The 17,123-nt window shown below is 59.2% G+C and carries 19 protein-coding genes; 9 read left to right on the forward strand and 10 right to left on the reverse strand.

Annotated elements, in window-relative coordinates:
* Positions 1–147 precede the first annotated feature (147 nt).
* Entirely contained in the window at positions 148–621 is a 474-nt protein-coding gene (locus tag AC1RDQ_RS27345) for a Crp/Fnr family transcriptional regulator (protein ID WP_057715999.1), read from the forward strand.
* On the opposite strand, the gene AC1RDQ_RS27350 is transcribed toward AC1RDQ_RS27345, so the two are convergent.
* Entirely contained in the window at positions 618–908 is a 291-nt protein-coding gene (locus AC1RDQ_RS27350) for a hypothetical protein (protein ID WP_057716000.1), read from the reverse strand. The genes AC1RDQ_RS27345 and AC1RDQ_RS27350 overlap by 4 nt on opposite strands.
* Positions 909–1,003: 95 nt before the next feature.
* Here AC1RDQ_RS27350 and AC1RDQ_RS27355 point away from each other — a divergent pair, with 95 nt between their 5' ends.
* The 4 genes from AC1RDQ_RS27355 (at position 1,004) to AC1RDQ_RS27370 (ending at position 3,234) form a co-directional block, all read left to right on the forward strand.
* Positions 1,004–1,690 carry a spermidine synthase gene (locus AC1RDQ_RS27355; protein WP_154860803.1) on the forward strand — a complete coding sequence of 229 codons (687 nt, stop codon included), beginning with the start codon at positions 1,004–1,006 and terminating at the stop codon, positions 1,688–1,690.
* A gap of 50 nt (positions 1,691–1,740) precedes the next feature.
* On the forward strand, positions 1,741–2,112 hold the full coding sequence (locus AC1RDQ_RS27360; RefSeq protein WP_007898702.1) for a YajD family HNH nuclease: 372 nt from the start codon (positions 1,741–1,743) through the stop codon (positions 2,110–2,112).
* Between the two features lie 193 nt (positions 2,113–2,305).
* Complete coding sequence (locus AC1RDQ_RS27365) at positions 2,306–2,776, forward strand: RNA methyltransferase (protein WP_007993783.1); 471 nt, start codon at positions 2,306–2,308, stop codon at positions 2,774–2,776.
* 80 nt (positions 2,777–2,856) lie between these two features.
* Positions 2,857–3,234: a YgaP family membrane protein gene (locus AC1RDQ_RS27370; protein ID WP_057716002.1), complete on the forward strand. Its 378-nt coding sequence runs from the start codon at positions 2,857–2,859 to the stop codon at positions 3,232–3,234.
* A gap of 128 nt (positions 3,235–3,362) precedes the next feature.
* Here AC1RDQ_RS27370 and AC1RDQ_RS27375 read toward each other — a convergent pair whose 3' ends face one another.
* Together AC1RDQ_RS27375 and AC1RDQ_RS27380 are read right to left on the reverse strand one after the other, a co-directional pair.
* On the reverse strand, positions 3,363–4,592 hold the full coding sequence (locus tag AC1RDQ_RS27375; protein WP_492588639.1) for a hypothetical protein: 1,230 nt from the start codon (positions 4,590–4,592) through the stop codon (positions 3,363–3,365).
* 35 nt (positions 4,593–4,627) lie between these two features.
* The gene (locus tag AC1RDQ_RS27380) at positions 4,628–5,077 is read right to left on the reverse strand and encodes a YcgN family cysteine cluster protein (protein ID WP_008015986.1); all 450 of its coding nucleotides are present in this window, start codon (positions 5,075–5,077) and stop codon (positions 4,628–4,630) included.
* 164 nt (positions 5,078–5,241) lie between these two features.
* On the opposite strand from AC1RDQ_RS27380, the gene AC1RDQ_RS27385 reads away from it, so the two are divergent.
* The gene (locus tag AC1RDQ_RS27385) at positions 5,242–5,835 is read left to right on the forward strand and encodes a nitroreductase family protein (protein ID WP_492588641.1); all 594 of its coding nucleotides are present in this window, start codon (positions 5,242–5,244) and stop codon (positions 5,833–5,835) included.
* Positions 5,836–5,958: 123 nt separating this feature from the next.
* Here the strand turns inward: AC1RDQ_RS27385 and AC1RDQ_RS27390 are convergent, their stop codons facing one another.
* The 5 genes from AC1RDQ_RS27390 to AC1RDQ_RS27410 all read right to left on the reverse strand — a co-directional run bounded on the left by AC1RDQ_RS27390 (position 5,959) and on the right by AC1RDQ_RS27410 (position 11,889).
* A complete protein-coding gene (locus AC1RDQ_RS27390; RefSeq protein ID WP_102671295.1) occupies positions 5,959–6,891 on the reverse strand; it encodes a D-2-hydroxyacid dehydrogenase in 933 nt (310 codons plus the stop codon).
* Positions 6,892–7,010: 119 nt separating this feature from the next.
* Positions 7,011–7,304 (reverse strand): YcgL domain-containing protein, encoded by a 294-nt coding sequence (locus AC1RDQ_RS27395; RefSeq protein WP_057716006.1) that lies wholly within the window; start codon positions 7,302–7,304, stop codon positions 7,011–7,013.
* Entirely contained in the window at positions 7,301–8,434 is a 1,134-nt protein-coding gene (gene rnd, locus AC1RDQ_RS27400) for a ribonuclease D (RefSeq protein WP_090453691.1), read from the reverse strand. The genes AC1RDQ_RS27395 and rnd overlap by 4 nt, the downstream gene beginning before the upstream one ends.
* 232 nt (positions 8,435–8,666) lie before the next feature.
* Positions 8,667–10,316, reverse strand: a complete 1,650-nt coding sequence (locus AC1RDQ_RS27405; protein ID WP_492588642.1) for a phosphoethanolamine transferase — start codon at positions 10,314–10,316, stop codon at positions 8,667–8,669.
* A 190-nt stretch (positions 10,317–10,506) separates the two neighbouring features.
* Positions 10,507–11,889: a glutamine synthetase family protein gene (locus tag AC1RDQ_RS27410; protein WP_057716009.1), complete on the reverse strand. Its 1,383-nt coding sequence runs from the start codon at positions 11,887–11,889 to the stop codon at positions 10,507–10,509.
* A 498-nt stretch (positions 11,890–12,387) separates the two neighbouring features.
* On the opposite strand from AC1RDQ_RS27410, the gene AC1RDQ_RS27415 reads away from it, so the two are divergent.
* The 3 genes from AC1RDQ_RS27415 to AC1RDQ_RS27425 all read left to right on the forward strand — a co-directional run bounded on the left by AC1RDQ_RS27415 (position 12,388) and on the right by AC1RDQ_RS27425 (position 15,555).
* A complete protein-coding gene (locus AC1RDQ_RS27415) occupies positions 12,388–13,572 on the forward strand; it encodes a cyanate transporter (protein ID WP_492588644.1) in 1,185 nt (394 codons plus the stop codon).
* 13 nt (positions 13,573–13,585) lie between these two features.
* Positions 13,586–14,503: a DMT family transporter gene (locus AC1RDQ_RS27420; RefSeq protein WP_492588646.1), complete on the forward strand. Its 918-nt coding sequence runs from the start codon at positions 13,586–13,588 to the stop codon at positions 14,501–14,503.
* A 113-nt stretch (positions 14,504–14,616) separates the two neighbouring features.
* A complete protein-coding gene (locus tag AC1RDQ_RS27425) occupies positions 14,617–15,555 on the forward strand; it encodes a LysR family transcriptional regulator (protein ID WP_492588647.1) in 939 nt (312 codons plus the stop codon).
* A gap of 3 nt (positions 15,556–15,558) precedes the next feature.
* Here the strand turns inward: AC1RDQ_RS27425 and AC1RDQ_RS27430 are convergent, their stop codons facing one another.
* Positions 15,559–15,924, reverse strand: a complete 366-nt coding sequence (locus AC1RDQ_RS27430) for a 5-carboxymethyl-2-hydroxymuconate Delta-isomerase (protein WP_090453683.1) — start codon at positions 15,922–15,924, stop codon at positions 15,559–15,561.
* Between the two features lie 58 nt (positions 15,925–15,982).
* A complete protein-coding gene (locus AC1RDQ_RS27435) occupies positions 15,983–16,909 on the reverse strand; it encodes a LysR substrate-binding domain-containing protein (RefSeq protein ID WP_492588649.1) in 927 nt (308 codons plus the stop codon).
* Between the last annotated feature and the right edge of the window lie 214 nt (positions 16,910–17,123).

Here is a 17,123-nt window from a genome sequence, read left to right on the forward strand (position 1 = left end):
AGAGAGCTTGCTCGCGATGGCATCAGCACATTCAACATTACCGTTGCCTGTGAAGCCGCAATCGCGAGCAAGCTCGCTCCCACAAGGGGTTTTCGGTGACTTCAAATTCGAGCCAGTAACAGACACAACAATAAAGACCGTGACGACATGTCTGAACCAACCTTTCTGAACAACGAAATTCGCGACTGGCTGATGGATTGCGGCCTGTTCAATCAACTGCAGCCAGCCGACTTCGCCGCGGCTTCGGGCTACTTCAGTATCAGCACCATTGCCCAGGGCGAGGAAATCTTCCAGGAGGGCGATGCCGGCAGTTTCATGTGCATCATCCATACCGGTCAGGTGGCGGTGCAGAAAACCAACGCTGACGGGCAGCGAGTTACCATCGCCACGTTGCGCAGCGGCCGCTCGTTCGGTGAAATGGCCGTGCTCGACGGCGAACGGCGCTCGGCCAGTTGCGTGGCCGCAAGCAACTGCCAGTTGCTCAACCTGGGCAAGGACTCGCTGGAAAAGATGCTCAACGACGCACCGAAAATCGCCGCCAAGATCATCCGCGCCCTCGCCGTTTCCCTTTCCAAACGACTGCGCATGGCCGACGGTCAACTGCTTTCGCAGCAGGTCTAGCCGCCCGGCGATTTGGTTTTCGGCGGATTGGGCTCCAGGCCCGGTATAGGCTGGTCCTTGATCGGCGGGCTGGGCATTTCAATCGGCACCAACGGCGGACCGCTACTGCCGGGGCCGACTTTAGGTAAAGGCGCCGGGCTGATTTGCGGGTACGGCGTGGGCGTCGCGGTGCCGGGCGAACCGGGTATCGGCGCGGGGCTTACGGGAATCGATTGCAGCTGTTGCGCCTGCACTGCAGTTATCGAGAGCGCGGCCAGGGCAATGACCGTTAGAATGGTGCGCTTCATCAATGGCTCCGTTGGCCTTGTCGTCATAAACAGGCTACTCCCAACTGCGTCTGTTTGCCCTCCCGAGTTCTGCCAATTTTCTTCAAGTGAGCCCCATGAAACGTTTCGTTCTGCTGGACACCACCCCCATCCCTGAAAACGGCGGCGCCCTGTGCCTGTTCGAATACGGCGAGGATTTTGTCATCAAGATCCAGGGCGGCGACGGCGGACAATTGATGAACACGCGCATGCACGGCTCCGAAGATGCCCTGGCCGAGATCCCGTGTCGCAAGGTCGCCGGCCGACCGGGTTCACGGGTGCTCATCGGTGGCCTGGGCATGGGCTTCACCCTCGCTTCGGCGCTCAAGCACCTGGGCAAGACTGCCGAAGTGGTGGTCGCTGAATTAGTGCCTGGCGTCGTGGAGTGGAATCGCGGGCCACTCGGCGAGAAAGCCGGAAACCCGCTTCAAGACCCGCGGACCGTGATTCGCATGGAAGACGTGGCCAAAGTCCTGCAGGCCGAGCCCCAGGGTTTCGATGCCATCATGCTCGACGTCGACAACGGTCCCGAAGGCCTGACCCAGAAAGCCAACAGCTGGCTCTACTCCGCCGCAGGCCTCAGTGCCTGCGCCAAGGCCCTGAGACCAAAAGGCGTGTTGGCCGTCTGGTCGGCCAGCGCTGACCGGCAGTTTTCCGACAAACTGAAGAAGGCGGGTTTCAAGGCCGAGGAAGTGCAGGTCTTCGCCCACGGCAACAAGGGCACCCGCCACACCATCTGGATTGCCGAGAAGCTCAAGGGCTAGGCTAAACTTCACCCTATAACCGTCATTAGTCTTTCTACAAAGGTGAACCCATGAGTTCGTCCACCCCGACCAACACTTCGAAGCTGGATCGCATCCTCGCCGACAACCAGCGCGACAAGGAAATGGGCTACCGCGACAAGGCCCTGAAGATGTACCCGCACGTCTGTGGCCGCTGCGCCCGTGAGTTCTCCGGCAAGCGCCTGAGCGAACTGACCGTGCACCACCGCGACCACAACCACGACAACAACCCGCAGGACGGCTCGAACTGGGAGTTGTTGTGCCTGTACTGCCACGATAACGAACACTCGCGGTATACCGATCAGCAGTATTTCGACGAAGGCTCGCTGAGCACGCCGAAAATTGCCAAGGCTACGCACAACCCGTTTGCGGCACTCGCCGGGTTGATGAAGAAAGAAGACTGAAGATTTTCAGCGCCTGATCCGGCCTCATCGCGAGCAAGCTCGCTCCTACAGTTGATTTTGTGAACGACACAGATCAAATGTGGGAGCGAGCTTGCCCGCGATGGCAATAGCCCTGCCACCGCCAATCTCCAAACTGACCGTTGCCGCCCAATCCCCGTATAATCCCGCTTTTTTCCCGAAAGGCACCCCGCTCGTGGCAGACAAACGGTACAGCTGCATTGGTTTGTATAACCCCAAATCACCGGAGAACGTCGGTTCGGTGATGCGCGCCGCTGGCTGTTATGGCGTGGCGTCGGTGTTCTACACCGGCAAGCGCTATGAGCGCGCCGCCGACTTCGTCACCGATACCAAGCGCGTGCACTACGACATCCCGCTGATCGGCATCGACGACCTGAAGAAAATCCTGCCCCTCAATTGTGTGCCCGTCGCCGTGGAACTGGTCGAGGGCGCCCGCCCGTTGCCGGAATACACCCACCCGGATCGCGCGCTCTACATCTTCGGCCCGGAAGACGGATCGCTGGATAAAGAGATTCGCGACTGGTGCGAAGACGTGGTCTACATTCCGACCACCGGTTGCATGAACCTGGCCGCCACGGTCAACGTCGTGCTCTACGACCGCATGTCCAAGGGGCTCAACACCCGCTCCGGACCAAAATTCCGCTGAATCGCCACACATCCGATTGAACGAGCTGCCCGCCCAGGCTGTCAGTTTGACTATCGATCACTGAAGCCTGGAGACAGACCATGAGCGAACTCAAACCCGTCGAGCGTATCGAATCCACCCCGTTCCAGAGCCCTTCCGAGCAAAACGTGCAGGGCTGGGAACGCATTGGCTCCCTGGCCGGTGGCGTGGTGATGGTGGGCAAGGGACTGCGGCGTGGCGGGATCTTTGGCCTGATCCAGGTGGCCATCGGCGGCGTGGCCCTGGCGCGTGGAATTACCGGTCACAGCTCGGCGAAAAGCCTGCTGGAGAAAAGCCGTCAGGACATGAACAACGTGCGGGCGAAAATTCAGCGGGCGGGTGAAGAGTTGAAGACGCTGAAGGCCAATGCCGAGGCGGCGACCAAAACCGCAACCGTTACCGGCAATGATTCCTTGAAGTCGCCGAAAGCCGGGGTTTGAATCAGGATTTGCGCTGAAGCCACTGGCCTCATCGCGAGCAAGCTCGCTTCCACAGGGTTATGTGGCGCTCACAACATTTGTGTTCACCCCCAATCACTGTGGGAGCGAGCTTGCTCGCGATGACGGACTCACTGAAGTAAACCGGTATCAAGGACTTTGGAAGAGTCGCCAATAACACTCTCCGACAGCTGCACAAAGTCCTTGGTATCAACGTTATCCAGCCGCATCGCCCCGCGCAGCACATCATCGAGCGAACGCTTGTTGTGGGTTTTCAGGCGAATCTCGCGGTCCAGCTCCTGCAGCAACACCACTGCCCTGGCCACCTGCGTCGAGCTGATCCGCTCACCGCGCAGCGTGGTGACTTTCTGGCTGATCTTGACCAATTTGCGATGCAGACTCTCGTAGCGCTCATCGCTCATGCCGCCAGCCCGACGCACCAGTTCGATGGCGTAATACTCAGCAAAGCCCTCACTGATCCAGTCACTGCGCCGGGTGCCTTTGACGCGCCCGAACACCTGGGCCAACTCACGGACCAGGGCACTGGTGCCGCTTTCGCTGACCAACGGCAGGCGACTGTTGAGATAGATCGACTCGTGCGCCGACTGGCTGCCGCGCCACATTGGATCATTGGCCCCGACGATCAACAGTTTGCCCGGGTGTCGCGGATACAGCGCCTGCACTTGCGGCCAGACGAAGGTCAGCAGCGTCAGCACATCCATACGGCGCATGCCCTGCCCCAGCGGCGAGGCGACTGTGACTTCGGTCTCGCCCAGACGAGTGCGGCGACTTCCGAGCTCACCAGCGAGCATCCAGCCGGTAGGCCGGTCGAACAGTCGGGAAGGGTTATCGATACGGAATTTATTCGGGCCGATTCGTGGCCAAGCGGTTTCAACGCTTTTCCAGCCACCGGGCAGCTCGAACTCAAGACGTGAAACCAGTTCGATGCCGTCCTGTTGATCGAGTCTGGCAGCCGGCACCAGATTGTCGCCGCGCATCAACGCCCAGCCTGGCGTCATGCGCGTGTCGAAGCTGCCGCTCTTGCGCCCGTGGCTGATACTCACGCGGTAGGTCAGGCTGGCCTTGTCCGCAGCCGGACGCCAGACACCGCGCGCCGCTTTGCCGGGGGTCAGTTGCCATTGGCCGTCAGCCTTGAAATCGCTGTAGTGGCTGCCGTCGCCAAGGTCGAAATCCAGGCTGCGTACCGCCGAGCCCTGGGCGAGCGTCAGGCGCACTTCGGCCTGATCGCTCTGCGGCAACAGGCGCACGTGGTAATCCAGATTGACCTTGTTCGCAGCCCATGCCGGCGAATTCACGGCCAGTAATCCAAGGATCCACGCCTGCCGCCATCCCACAGCCATACACACTCCTTCGTGAAACGTTGAACCTCAGGCAATCAGCCTGCGCGGAAAATCAGATGATCTTCCCAATCATCTTCCGGCACGCTGCCTTCGGCGAGCATGCGCCCGGACTGGGAAATCCGCTCGTGATGAACGGCATCGCGATCACCGCACACCAGGTGATGCCACAACGGCAGGTCCTTGCCTTCGCTGACCAGGCGATAGCCGCAGGTCGGTGGCAGCCATTTGAATTCGTCGGCCTTGCCCGGCGTGAGCTGGATACAGTCCGGCACCGAGTCACGGCGGTTTGGATAGTCCGTGCACTGGCAGGTTTTCAGGTCCAGCAACTTGCAGGCGATGCGTGTGTAATAGACGCTGTTGTCGTCTTCGTCTTCAAGCTTTTGCAGGCAGCACAATCCACAGCCGTCGCACAGCGACTCCCATTCCTCCTGATCGAGTTGATCAAGGGTCTTGCGTATCCAGAACGGTTCTACTTTGGCGGCCATGGTTCGAGTATCGACATCAGGTGGTGAAAAGGCCGCCAGTCTAGTGCCCGCAGCTCCGCGGGCCAAGCATTGGCGACTGTCGGTACACCGGGCTTGTCAGTTTTTGCGCTGCCAAGTAGGGTTTTGTGTTGCTCCCACTTTCAAACGTAGCCAGGAATCTCTTGATGAGTGCCAACCCACGCGTTGCCGATTACGCCATTCACCCTCAGTTCACCGATCGCTGGTCGCCCCGCGCCTTCACTGGCGAAACGATTCCGGAGGAAACCCTGCTGAGCTTTTTCGAAGCCGCCCGCTGGGCACCCTCGGCCTATAACTCGCAGCCCTGGCGCTTCCTCTACGCACGTCGCGACACGCCGAACTGGGAGCGTTACCTGGGCCTGTTGAACGAATTCAACCGCAGCTGGGCGCAACATGCTTCGGCCCTGGTGATCGTGATTTCGAAAACCACCTTCGTTGCGCCTGGCGCAGCCGAAGAAACCCCGGCCCTGTGGCACACCTTCGACACCGGCTCCGCCTGGGGTCACCTGGCCTTGCAGGCGAGCCTGAGCGGCTGGCACACCCACGGCATGGCCGGCTTCGACCAGGAGCTGACCCGCAAGGCGCTGAACATTCCTGAAGGCTACGCCCTGCACGCCGCCGTCGCGGTGGGCAAGCTGGGGGACAAGGCGAGCCTGGCGGATTATCTGCAAGCCCGTGAAGAACCCAGCCCGCGTCGTCCGTTGAGCGAACTGGCGGCCGAAGGTGACTTCACCCTCTGAGCCATACTGAAAATCCCTGTGGGAGCGAGCTTGCTCGCGATAGCGGTAGGACAGTCAATATTGATGTTGAATGTACCAGCCTCATCGCGAGCAAGCTCGCTCCCACAGTTTTTGAGGGTGTGTTCAATACCCGCGATCGAAATCCACTTCCCCGCGCAACGCCTCTCCCGCCTCATAAGCCCGCAGGTTCTCGACAAACAGCTTCACCATCATCGAAGGCGAAGTCGGGGCCGAGCTGTGGCCGGTCAGCAGCAGGCCCCAGGCCGTCCAGAACGGATGACGCTGGGGCAAGGGTTCCTGACGGCACACATCGATCACTGCACCCGCCAGATGCCCTTCCTTCAAGGCATCCACCAGATCCGCATCAACCACCGCCACTCCGCGTCCGGCGTTGATGAACAACCCGGTCGGCTTGAATTGCTTGAACAGCGCCGCGTCGTAGACATCGTGGGTGTCCGGCGTGTTCGGCAGCAGATTGACCACGTAATCGACTTCACCGACCAGCCGCGGCAAATCCGCCATCGAACCGACTTCGATAAACGGTGCCTGCTCCCGTGCGCTGCTGGCAACGCCATACAGTTCGACGCCAAACGGCACGAGGAACTGCGCGACACTTTGACCGATATCACCGGTGCCGACGATCAACACCCTGCGCCCCGCCAGGCTCTGGACCTGGCGACTGTCCCACTTGCGTTCGACCTGGCTGACCAGTCGCGCCAGCACTTCACGCTCGTGACCGAGCATGTACGTGAGCACGTACTCGGCCATGACCTGGCCAAAGATTCCGACTGCACGGGTCAGCCGATAGTGCCGCGGCAAGCCATCGGCCAGCAGCGGCGTGATGCCGGCCCAGGTCGATTGCAGCCATTGCGGTTGATGGCCCTGGCGTAACAGGGTCGCCAGCAAATCAGGCTGGCCGAGCCACACCGGGCAATCGGCGGCCTGGCTGGCCAGTTCGGCGGAATCACCGCTGGTCAGCACCTCCAGGTCCGGTGCCGCCTCGCGCAACAGTTGGGCGTACACGGGGTGGTCGTGTTCAGCAATCAGGACGCGCATGCTTCAAACCTTTCAAAAACAGTGCAGACGGCCGCCGACAGAGCAGTGCTCCGCCGATGCTGCCATCGCTAAAATCAATCAGTGTTTCATAACCACTCTGAACAGAGTCTGTCTGCCGCTCACATCGGATCGTTGCGACGCAACAACTCTTCCGGCAAGTGCTCGATGTACTCGTCTTCGGCAGGCGGCATTTGCAGGTGATAACCCTGTTTCTCGAGGTTCTCCAGCACGACCGTGATGTCCTCGCGCGACAGCTTGCGCTCGGGGCTCAGCACCAGGTCGAACGCGTGGATGGCCTTGCCGAAGGCTGCCATCAGGGTATCCGGCACGCGCTCCAGAGCATCGCTCTTGAGCACATACAGGTACATTTCGTTTCTTTTCGAGCTGCGGTAGATGGAGCAAATACGTTTCAAGGCTGTTCTCCGGCGGTGGCCAGGCTGTCGAGCAGCGCCTGGCCCATCAATTCGCGGCGCCAGCCACGCAGCGAATCAGGCAATTGGTAGGGACCATTGGGGAAGCCGCTCTTGAGCAGCGCTTCCAGGGTTTTCTTGCGCAGCATCAGTTCCGGCGCGATGTTCAGGCGCTCGGCTTCGGCCTGGCCTATGGCCTTCATTTGTTTGAGCAGCGCAGCAGCATCCACCGGCAACGGCTCCGGCACGGCTGGCGGCCATTGATCAGGCGACACACTGCCAGAGCGCTTGATCAGATCAAGCAGAAACTCGCCGTCCTGACGCACGGTACGTGGGTGCATGTCTTCGATTTTCGCCAGGGCACCGAGGTTATCGGGCTGCGTTCGCGCCAGCGGCCACAACGAATGCTCGCGGATGATCCGGTTGCGCGGCAAGTCGCGGGCCCGGGCTTCCTTTTCACGCCAGGCACAGAGCTCACGCAAAACGGCGAGTTGGGCGCGAGACAGCTTCCAGGCCAGCTTGGCATCGCGATAGACCTCGTACGGGTCGATCTCGCGGCGCAGGTTGGCCACCAGTTCGGCGCCATCTTCCAGGACCCAGGCGTATTTCTCGTCGGAAAGCTTTGGACGCAGTTTTACGAAAACTTCAGCCAAATGCACGGCATCTTCGGCGGCATAGCTGATCTGGGTTTCGGAAAGCGGGCGTTGCAGCCAGTCGGAACGGGTTTCCCCCTTGGGCAGGTCGATGCCGAGCACTTCCTGCACCAGCCGCGAATAACCCATGGAAAAACCAAGGTTCAGATAAGCGGCAGCCAGTTGCGTATCGAACAGCGGCGCTGGCAGGCTGCCGGTCAGGCGTAGCAGGACTTCGAGGTCTTCGCTGCACGCGTGGACAACTTTGACCACCGCAGGGTTTTCCAGCAAAGCGGCCAATGGCTGCCAGTTGTCGATGGTCAACGGGTCGATCAGATAGGCGCGAACGCCATCACCGATCTGCAGCAGGCCGGCGATTGGGTAGAAGGTGTCGACCCGCATGAATTCGGTGTCGAGGGCAACGAATGGCAACTGTTGCCACTCGGCACACAACCGTCCGAGGCTATCGTTGTCGCGAATCCAGTGAATATCGATGGCCACACGGCTCTCCCTTGAAGAATGGCGCGCAGTATATATCGCCCCCGGCGATTTCCGCGCATCCACTGAACAAGAGCATTAGCGAAAATTACTGCGTGACATAAAGAATAGTCCTACAAAGCCGAGCTAGCTGGTCTTATCCAGCACCTGGAACCGTCGCGAGAGTCACCGTGTTCGACCAACACCGGTCAAAAACCAGGTCGACGGCCGCCGCGTGAAACAGAGTCAGAGGCGATCAATCCTTGGCCAACACGCCGTCGGTCACTGGACGACGACATCCGGCAAACATGTCCAGATCCTGGTGGTAGACCTTGCTGTCGACCTCCAGCAGCCCAAGCATCGAATGGAACAGGTTGTCCTGGCTGAGGGACTTTTCACGGCTCTGTTGCAAGCAGCGGGTATCTAGCGCAAACGACTTTTTATAGCTGTCGGAGAACCAGGCAAACATGGCGACATGCTTTTGCTGCTCCGGTGCCAGCATGTAGGGCGTGCCGTGGAGGAACAAGTTGTATTCACCCAGGGACTCGCCGTGGTCCGACAGATACAGCATCGCGGTATCCACTTTGTCCTGGTTGCTGCGCAGCAGATCGATCAAGGTCGACAGTACATGGTCGGTATAGACCAGGGTGTTGTCGTAGCCATTGACGATACTTTCGCGACTGCAATTGTTCAGGGCATTACTCTCGCAAACCGGGGTGAAGCGCTCGAACTCTTTCGGATAACGCTTGAAGTACTCAGGGCCGTGGCTGCCCATCTGGTGCAGTACCAATACCGTGTCCTTGTCCAGGGTATCGATGAAATGCTGCAGCCCTTGCAGCAGGATTTCATCGCGGCATTCACTGTTGGCGCACAGCGCCGGGTCCTTCAGGTTGCTGACGTCCTGAAGAGTGACGCGATCGCACGTACCTTTGCAGCCTGACTGGTTGTCACGCCAGATCACGTCGATACCCGCATGCTTGAGCACGTCCAACAGGCCTTCTTCGTTCTTTGCCTTGCTGGCGTTGTAGTCCTTGCGCCCCATGTTGGAGAACATGCAAGGCACCGATACGGCGGTTTCAGTACCGCAGGAGTGCACATCGGTGAAAGCGATCAGGCCGTCTTCCTTACTCAGCTTGGGAGTGGTGTCGCGGCTATAGCCAAGGATGCCGAAGTTCTCCGCCCGGGCACTTTCACCCACGACAAGTACCGTCAGGGATTTGCGCCCGTGAGTTTGCCAGGCTGGATTGCGCCGGGCATCTTCACCGAGCTTCACAAAAGGTTGATGTGCAGATGCAACCTGCTCGCGCAAGAAGCCAGCCGAGGCACCAATGTAGTTACTTGGCACCACCATCAGGCGTAACTCGTGGTGATTGCGAAACAGCGAAGACAGGCCTTGATAGTTAACCAGTGCAACTCCACCAATGACTGCTGCCGAGGCAAAAGTCACCACAACTTTACTGAGCAGTTCACGGTGCCAACGACGATAATTAATCGGTGTCTTCCACAACAGCCAGGACGGCAAAACGCCGAGCAGTAAAATATAAACAAACAACTTGAGCGACAGCAAGTCACGCACTTCCGTTGCATTGGTCTCGGCGAAGTTACGCAGCATGCCGGTATCGATCAAAACACCATACTGGCTCATGAAATAAACCACGCCCGCGCTGGTCATGAACAGCAGGGTCAGAAGCGGCTTGAGCACCGGCCGGAATGCCAGCAGGGTCAGCACAATGTTGAAGGCCGCGAAGATCATCACCCCGAAAGCCGCGCGCATGACGATGCCTTTGCCATCGGATGCGGTGATTTCGAACAGGTGCTGCCAGAGTACAAAATTGAAGCCAACTAACAAAAGTGCACTGGCAATCAGTGTCACCCATTCGGGGCGCACGGCTTTAATATTAAGCATGATATTTGGCGGATCCTGAAAATAAGTGTCTACGGCAAATGTGAAAATTTCATTTACCGAGACAGCTCTAATTTTAGGAAGCCAACAATCAATTTTTTGTGAAAAATAAGCCAACAATTAGTTGGCTTATTAAGTCCGTCTGACACTTTCAGACTATTTGAGAATGGTTCAGCCCCGATTCAGATTCGACTCAGGCCTGATGCAAATACCAGCGCCAGTCCTGTTCACCGACCTCCCCCATGAATTGACGATACTCAGCGCGTTTCACTGCCAGGTAGACGCCGAGGAATTCACCGCCGAAGGCTTCCCTGGCCCAACTCGAACCTTCCAGTGATCGCAAGGTGGTCAGCCAGTCTGTCGGCAACAGTTTCGTGGCCTGGGCGTAGCCATTGCCTTCCACCGGCGCACCAGGATCGAGTTGTTCGCGGATGCCACGATGAATACCCGCCAGAATCGCCGCAGCCGCCAAATAGGGGTTGGCATCTGCGCCACAGATTCTGTGTTCGATGTGCCGGGAATACGCAGGCCCGCCTGGGACACGCAAACTCACGGTGCGATTGTCCACGCCCCAGGTGGCCGCCAGGGGCGCATAGCTGTTGGCCTGGAATCGACGGTAGGAGTTGGCGTTGGGGCAGAACAGCAACAGCGAATCGAGCAAGGTACTGAGCATGCCGGCGACGGCCTGCTTGAGCAGCGGCGTTCCATCCGCAGCTTCGCTGGCGAAGAGGTTGTTGCCGTCCTTGTCCGCCAGGCTCACGTGCATGTGCATCCCGGTGCCGGCGAGGTCATCGAAAGGCTTGGCCATGAAACAGGCTGTCATGCCGTGCTTGTGCGCCACGCCTTTGACCAGACGCTTGTAGCGTACCGCTTCATCCATCGCCTGTAGTGCGTCGGTGCGGTGTTCGAGGGTGATCTCCACTTGCCCCGGCGCGTATTCGGAAATGGCCGTGCGCGCCGGAATCCCCTGGAGTTTGCAGGCACTGTAGAGATCGGCCAGGAACGGTTCGATCTGTTCAAGCTCGCGTAAACCATAGACCTGGGTGCCGTACGGACGCCCGCCATCGACATCCCGTGCCGGTTGCGGCCGGCCATTGCTGTCGCGTTGCTGATCCAGCAGGTAGAACTCCAATTCCGCCGCCATGACCGGGTAATAACCGTCTGCCTGCAAACCCTCGATGACCTTCGCCAGCAAATGACGGGGATCGGCAATAGTGGCGGGCATTCCCTCCGTTGGGTGCATGCTGACCTGCACGGCCGCGGTCGGTATCAGACGCCACGGCATACGCGTGAGGCTGCCGCTGATCGGGTAGGCCCGGCAGTCGATATCACCGACATCCCAGACCAGCCCGGAGTTTTCCACGTCATCACCGTTGATGGTCAGGCCGAGGATGGTGCTCGGCAATGGTCGCCCGCTTTCATACACCGCCAGCAACTCGTCACGATGCAGCAACTTGCCCCGCGGCACACCGTTGTTGTCGAGGATGAACAGCTCGAACATTTCAATATCCGGGTTCTGCTCCAGAAAGGTCAGGGCTTCTTGCCGGGTGGCAAACGAGGTCGTGGCACAACTCATGGGAACTCTCTTTTTCCGTGTCAGACGGGTACGCAAAAGCACCCGCACTTTAATCCCGCCATCAAGCGGAACAGGTAGGAACAATCAGCGGAAAAAGCAGGAATCCGGCGGGCGCGCATGGCGGCAATGCCACAGCGCCCAAAAAGCCAGTTCAGAAGGAAGTGCAGAGAGGTTTGGCGCGGTGGCAGGCGTGAATCGACGACCAAGGCTCGACGCTCGAACGCCGTTGGATGCCTTGCAGTGGATTGCGACTGGCCAACCGTCCATAGAGAGAACCGCAGAAAACAGATGACCCGCAGCGTCACACGATGGCTTAAGTCGTTAAATCAGGATTTGAAGAACCTTGGATGTCGTTTGGCTAAACATTTGGCTGTTTTGTGCTGCCTTCAGTGGGGAGAAGGCCTGTATTTGATTTCTAAATACCACCCCGGACTTTCTGATTTGTGCCCTTCGGGGCTCGCGCGCCTTAATCGCCCGCCTATTCATCAAGGTCCGATCATGGAAAACACCCGAGCCACTTCCCGCCCTGCCCTCTGGCTCATGTTCAGCATTGTCCTGGTTGCCCTGAACCTGCGCCCTTCCATGGCCGCTGTCGGGCCGCTGCTCTCAGCGATTCGCGACGACATTGCGCTGAGCTTCAGCCAGGCTTCACTGCTGACAATGTTACCGGTGACGGCCATGGGGCTGGCGATGTTTGTCGGCCTGCGCGTCAGTCAGCGATTCGGCGATCAACGCACGGTAGTCTTCTCGTTGCTGATCATCGGCGTGGCCACGCTTTCGCGGTTGTTCCTTGATTCAGCCGCGCAGTTGCTCCTCAGCGCGGTGCTGGCCGGTGTCGGGATCGCCCTGATCCAGGCCCTGATGCCAGCGTTGATCAAATCCCGCTTCAGCGACCACGTAGCCCTGTGCATGGGGCTCTACGTCACATCGATCATGGGCGGTGCGGCCATGGGTGCCTCCTTTGCGCCGCTGGTCATGGAACGTACCGGCAGCTGGCGTATGGGCCTGGCGATCTGGGCCGTTCTCGCTGTGCTGGCATTGCTCTTCTGGCGCAGCCAAAGCGCGGGGATGCCAACACTGGATTCCAAGGCATCCGGCAAAGGTTCGTACTTTGCCAATTCCCGCGCGTGGTTACTCGCGATTTTCTTTGGCCTGGGCACTGCGTCCTACACCTGTGTTCTGGCCTGGCTGGCGCCTTACTACGTGGAAAAGGGCTGGAGCGAGCAGCACGCCGGATTGCTGCTCGGGTTTCTGACCGCCATGGAAGTGTTGTCGGGTCTGTTGACGCCCGTCATCGCCAACCGCAGCCACGACCGCCGCGTCGTGCTGATGGTATTGCTGACACTGATCATCGCCGGTTTCTGCGGACTGATTCTGAGCCCACGGCATTTGAGCCTGCTGTGGCCATGCCTGCTGGGGCTGGGCATTGGCGGCCTGTTCCCGATGAGCCTGATCGTATCGCTGGATCACCTGGACAATCCATTGCGTGCTGGCGGCCTGACCGCATTCGTGCAAGGCATCGGCTACTTGATCGCCGGCCTGTCGCCGCTGCTGGCGGGGATCATCCGCGACCAGCTCGGCAGCTTTGAATGGGCCTGGTGGTCGCTCACGGCGGTCATGGCGCTGATGATGCTGATGGTTTTGCGCTTCAACCCAAGGCACTACGCCCGCCACATCCATTGACCCGGAGCCTGCCATGAAAACCACCGTTTTCGCCGTCGCTCACGCCAGCATGCTGCTTTGGGCCTTGTTGATCGCCGCATCGTTTTCCGCGGCGGCGCAAGTCAGCCAGGCCATCGACCCGATCCTGCTGACGGGTTTACGCCTGCTGTTTTGCGCTTTGGTGTTTCTGCCGTTGTTGCTGCTCAAAGGCGATGCCGTGATGACCGCCCGCGCACTGTTTGGTCACGCGGTGCTCGGCCTGCTGCTGGCGCTGTACTTCGGTTCGCTGTTCGAAGCGTTGCGCTACACCTCGGCCGTCAACACCGGGACGATGTTCACGCTGGTGCCACTGATGACCCTGGGTTTCGAAGTCGTGCTCACACCTGACAGCCGTCTGAAACAACGGATTATGCCGATGCTGCTCGCCGCTGCCGGGGCGGTGTTGTTGATCATGAAAGGCACCCGCCCCGGCGAGTTGCCATCGCCCTATGCATTGACGGTGTACGGCATCGGTTGCTTGGCGATGGCGCTCTACGCCCCCCTCAGCCAGCGTCTGAAAGACAATAGCCTCAAGGGACGCGAACCGGTGCCCATGACGTTCTGGAACATGCTGTTCGGTGCGCTGTTTCTGTTGGTGTTCTGTGGATTCAGTGGCGGTTGGCGTTCGGCATCATTACTAACGCTCAACGACTTCTATTGGCTGATGTACCTGGCAGTGTTCGCCACCCTGGCGACGTTCTGGCTGCTGCACCGGGCCATCGGCGTGATCGCGCCGTCCTCGGTGATTTCCTACATCTACCTGAGCACGCTGTTCATCACCTTGTTCCACTGGCTATGGGGACACCAGACGCCGCTGCCGCTGGAAATGACCGGCGCGGTGCTGGTGGGCCTCGGCATGTTCGCGCTATTGATGTCCAGCCGCCGCGCCGTGTCGGCGATGGTCCAGGGCTGACACGGCCTTGGGCGAAACGTCCTGCAAGGCATTCTCCCTGCTCGCCCATTCCGCTAGGATAATTCACCACCCTTGCACACGGTCAGCGCAAGGGACGCAGCGAGATGGAATGGATGCTGAACAGTAATTCGCTTAGAAAGCTCGACATGCAGGACCTCATGGTATTCGTCGCCGTGTATGAGCAGAACAGTGTCACCGACGTATCCGAGACGCTTTGCGTCAGCCAGTCCACCGTGAGTTACTGCCTGAAAAAATTGCGCGCCAGTTTCGAGGACGAACTGTTCATCAATACTCGCACCGGCGGCATGCAGCCCACCGGCAAGGCCGGCGCGATGTACCCTCACGTGCTGAAAATCCTCGAAAGCATCAACCTGTGTCACGCCGGCTTACCCACGTTCGACCCAGGCCTGCAACCCGTGACCTTCAACATCTGCGCCCCGGAATATTTCGAGCAACTGATCCTGCCGCGCTTGTTGAAAACCTTCGACCTCGCCGATCTTCCGGTGATGGTCAATGTGTTCAAACTCCAGGCCGATATCCCTGCCCAAGCGTTGCGCGAAGGCAGCCTCGACCTGGTGATGTGCTTCGGCCCGAACTTTCATCGCAGTCACGTCGATTTCAAATCGCAGACGCTGCTCGAAGATGACCTGGTGTGTGTTTTCGACAAACGCGCCACGCCGGCAGAACCACGCTTGAGCCTGCAAACCTATGTCGAACGTCGACACGTGTTCCCGACACCCTGGACGTCCGCCACCAACATGGTCGACGGCTGGCTTGCGCAGCAGGCACAACAGCGCCATATCGTCGCACGCGCCAACAGCTACAGCGCAGCGCTGAAGCTGATTACCGGCACCGACTATGTTCTGACCCTGCCCCGGCGCATCCAGCGACTACTGGCCAGTGCAGATACCTTCGATCACTGTGAAGCCCCCGCTGGCCTGCCGGGTTTCACCCTCGACATGCAGTGGAACCAGGGTGTTGATCAGGACAGCGCCAACACCTGGCTGCGAGCACAAGTGATCCAGGCCTGCTTCGAGCAGGAAACGGCCTGATGCTCAGTTGCTGATGGCGGTCTTGCTGTAGGAATCGCGATCGATGTCGAGAATTTCCACGCACAACTGGACTTCAACGCCGCTCGGCCACTCACACACGTCCTGCACCACCGCCAGCAGGCTTTCAGACAGCTGTTTCTTGATCTGTGCGGAACGACCACTCAACAGTGCCAGTTTCACATGCACGAACGCCCGTTCAGCCAATGCAGTACCGACCTTGAACGCCTCGACCCTGATCGCGCGGCTCTTGATGTCGAATTCGGCAGCAAACTGACCGGAAGCCACCAGCGTATTGTTCAACCGCATCAATGCCACTTCGGCATTCAGATCAGTCAGGTTGGCGGTGTATTCCATGTGCAGGTGAGGCATGAGTGGGTTCCTGTAAGTGGGGTGGAAAGGTCGTACATATAACACAGCGCCACCCTGTTCATTCGGGCAGCGGCAATACGGCACGCTCACTCATGAACGCCTCCAGGCGCGAACGTAACCAGCGCTCGGCAGGGTCGCTATCGACATGGCTGAGCCAGACCATGGATAGATCCAGGGTCGGTGTCTTGAAGGGAAAGGGTTCCTTGAACAGCATTCCCGATGCAGCCATCGCCGCAGCGGTGTAGTCCGGCAGACTGGCAATCAGGTCGGTGCCGGCAAGCAGGGCCGGCAATGCACTGTACTGCGGCACCGAAAGCACCACCTGGCGTGTGCGACCGATATCCGCCAGCCACTCGTCGGCATAGCCACTGACGTTGGCGGTATGGGACACCAGCACGTGCGGTCGCGCGCAATATTCATCGAGGGTCAGCGGTGTATCAGAGGCATCGGCGCGCAAAATGCTGGGCTGGATGTGTCGCAACAACTTGCGCTTGGCATTGGCCGGCAAGCCACGGGTCTGGCTGATACCTACCGTGATATCGCCGGCTGCCAGCAAGTCGGGAATCCGCCAGTAATCGACATGCTGCACCACAAACACCACGCTGGGCGCTTCCTGGCGCAGCGCTCGCAACAATGGCGGCAACAGCCCGAACTCGACATCGTCGGACAACCCGATGCGGAACGACATCGTACTGCTGGCCGGGTCAAAATCATGGGTCAGGCTCAAGGCCACGGACAAGGAATCCAGCGCCGGCGACAGGTGCCTGATGATCTCCTCGGCCCGTGCCGTTGGCTCCATGCGATGGCCAACGCGTATGAACAGCGGATCATTGAACATCGCACGCAAGCGGTTGAGCGCCGAACTGATGGTCGGCTGACCGAGAAACAGCTTCTCCGCCACCCGAGTGACATTGCGTTCGAGCATCAGCGTTTCGAATACCACCATCAGGTTGATATCCGCCTTGCGAAGTTCATTGCGATTCATCCACTGCCCCGATCCAAAAAATCTGCTGACAGTTTAGGTAGCTGGTGCGACTGCCGTCTATCCAACACAGGTCCAACAGCCTGATGCGGGCTGTCAGGGGATATTTCGCACTGAGGCCCATCGCGAGCGAGCTCGCGCCTACAGGGACGCCAAAAACAAAACCCCTACCTGCATACGCAGATAGGGGTTTCGGAATTTAATCTTGACGATGACC

The sequence above is a fragment of the Pseudomonas sp. GW823-FHT02E01 genome (assembly GCF_058797535.1).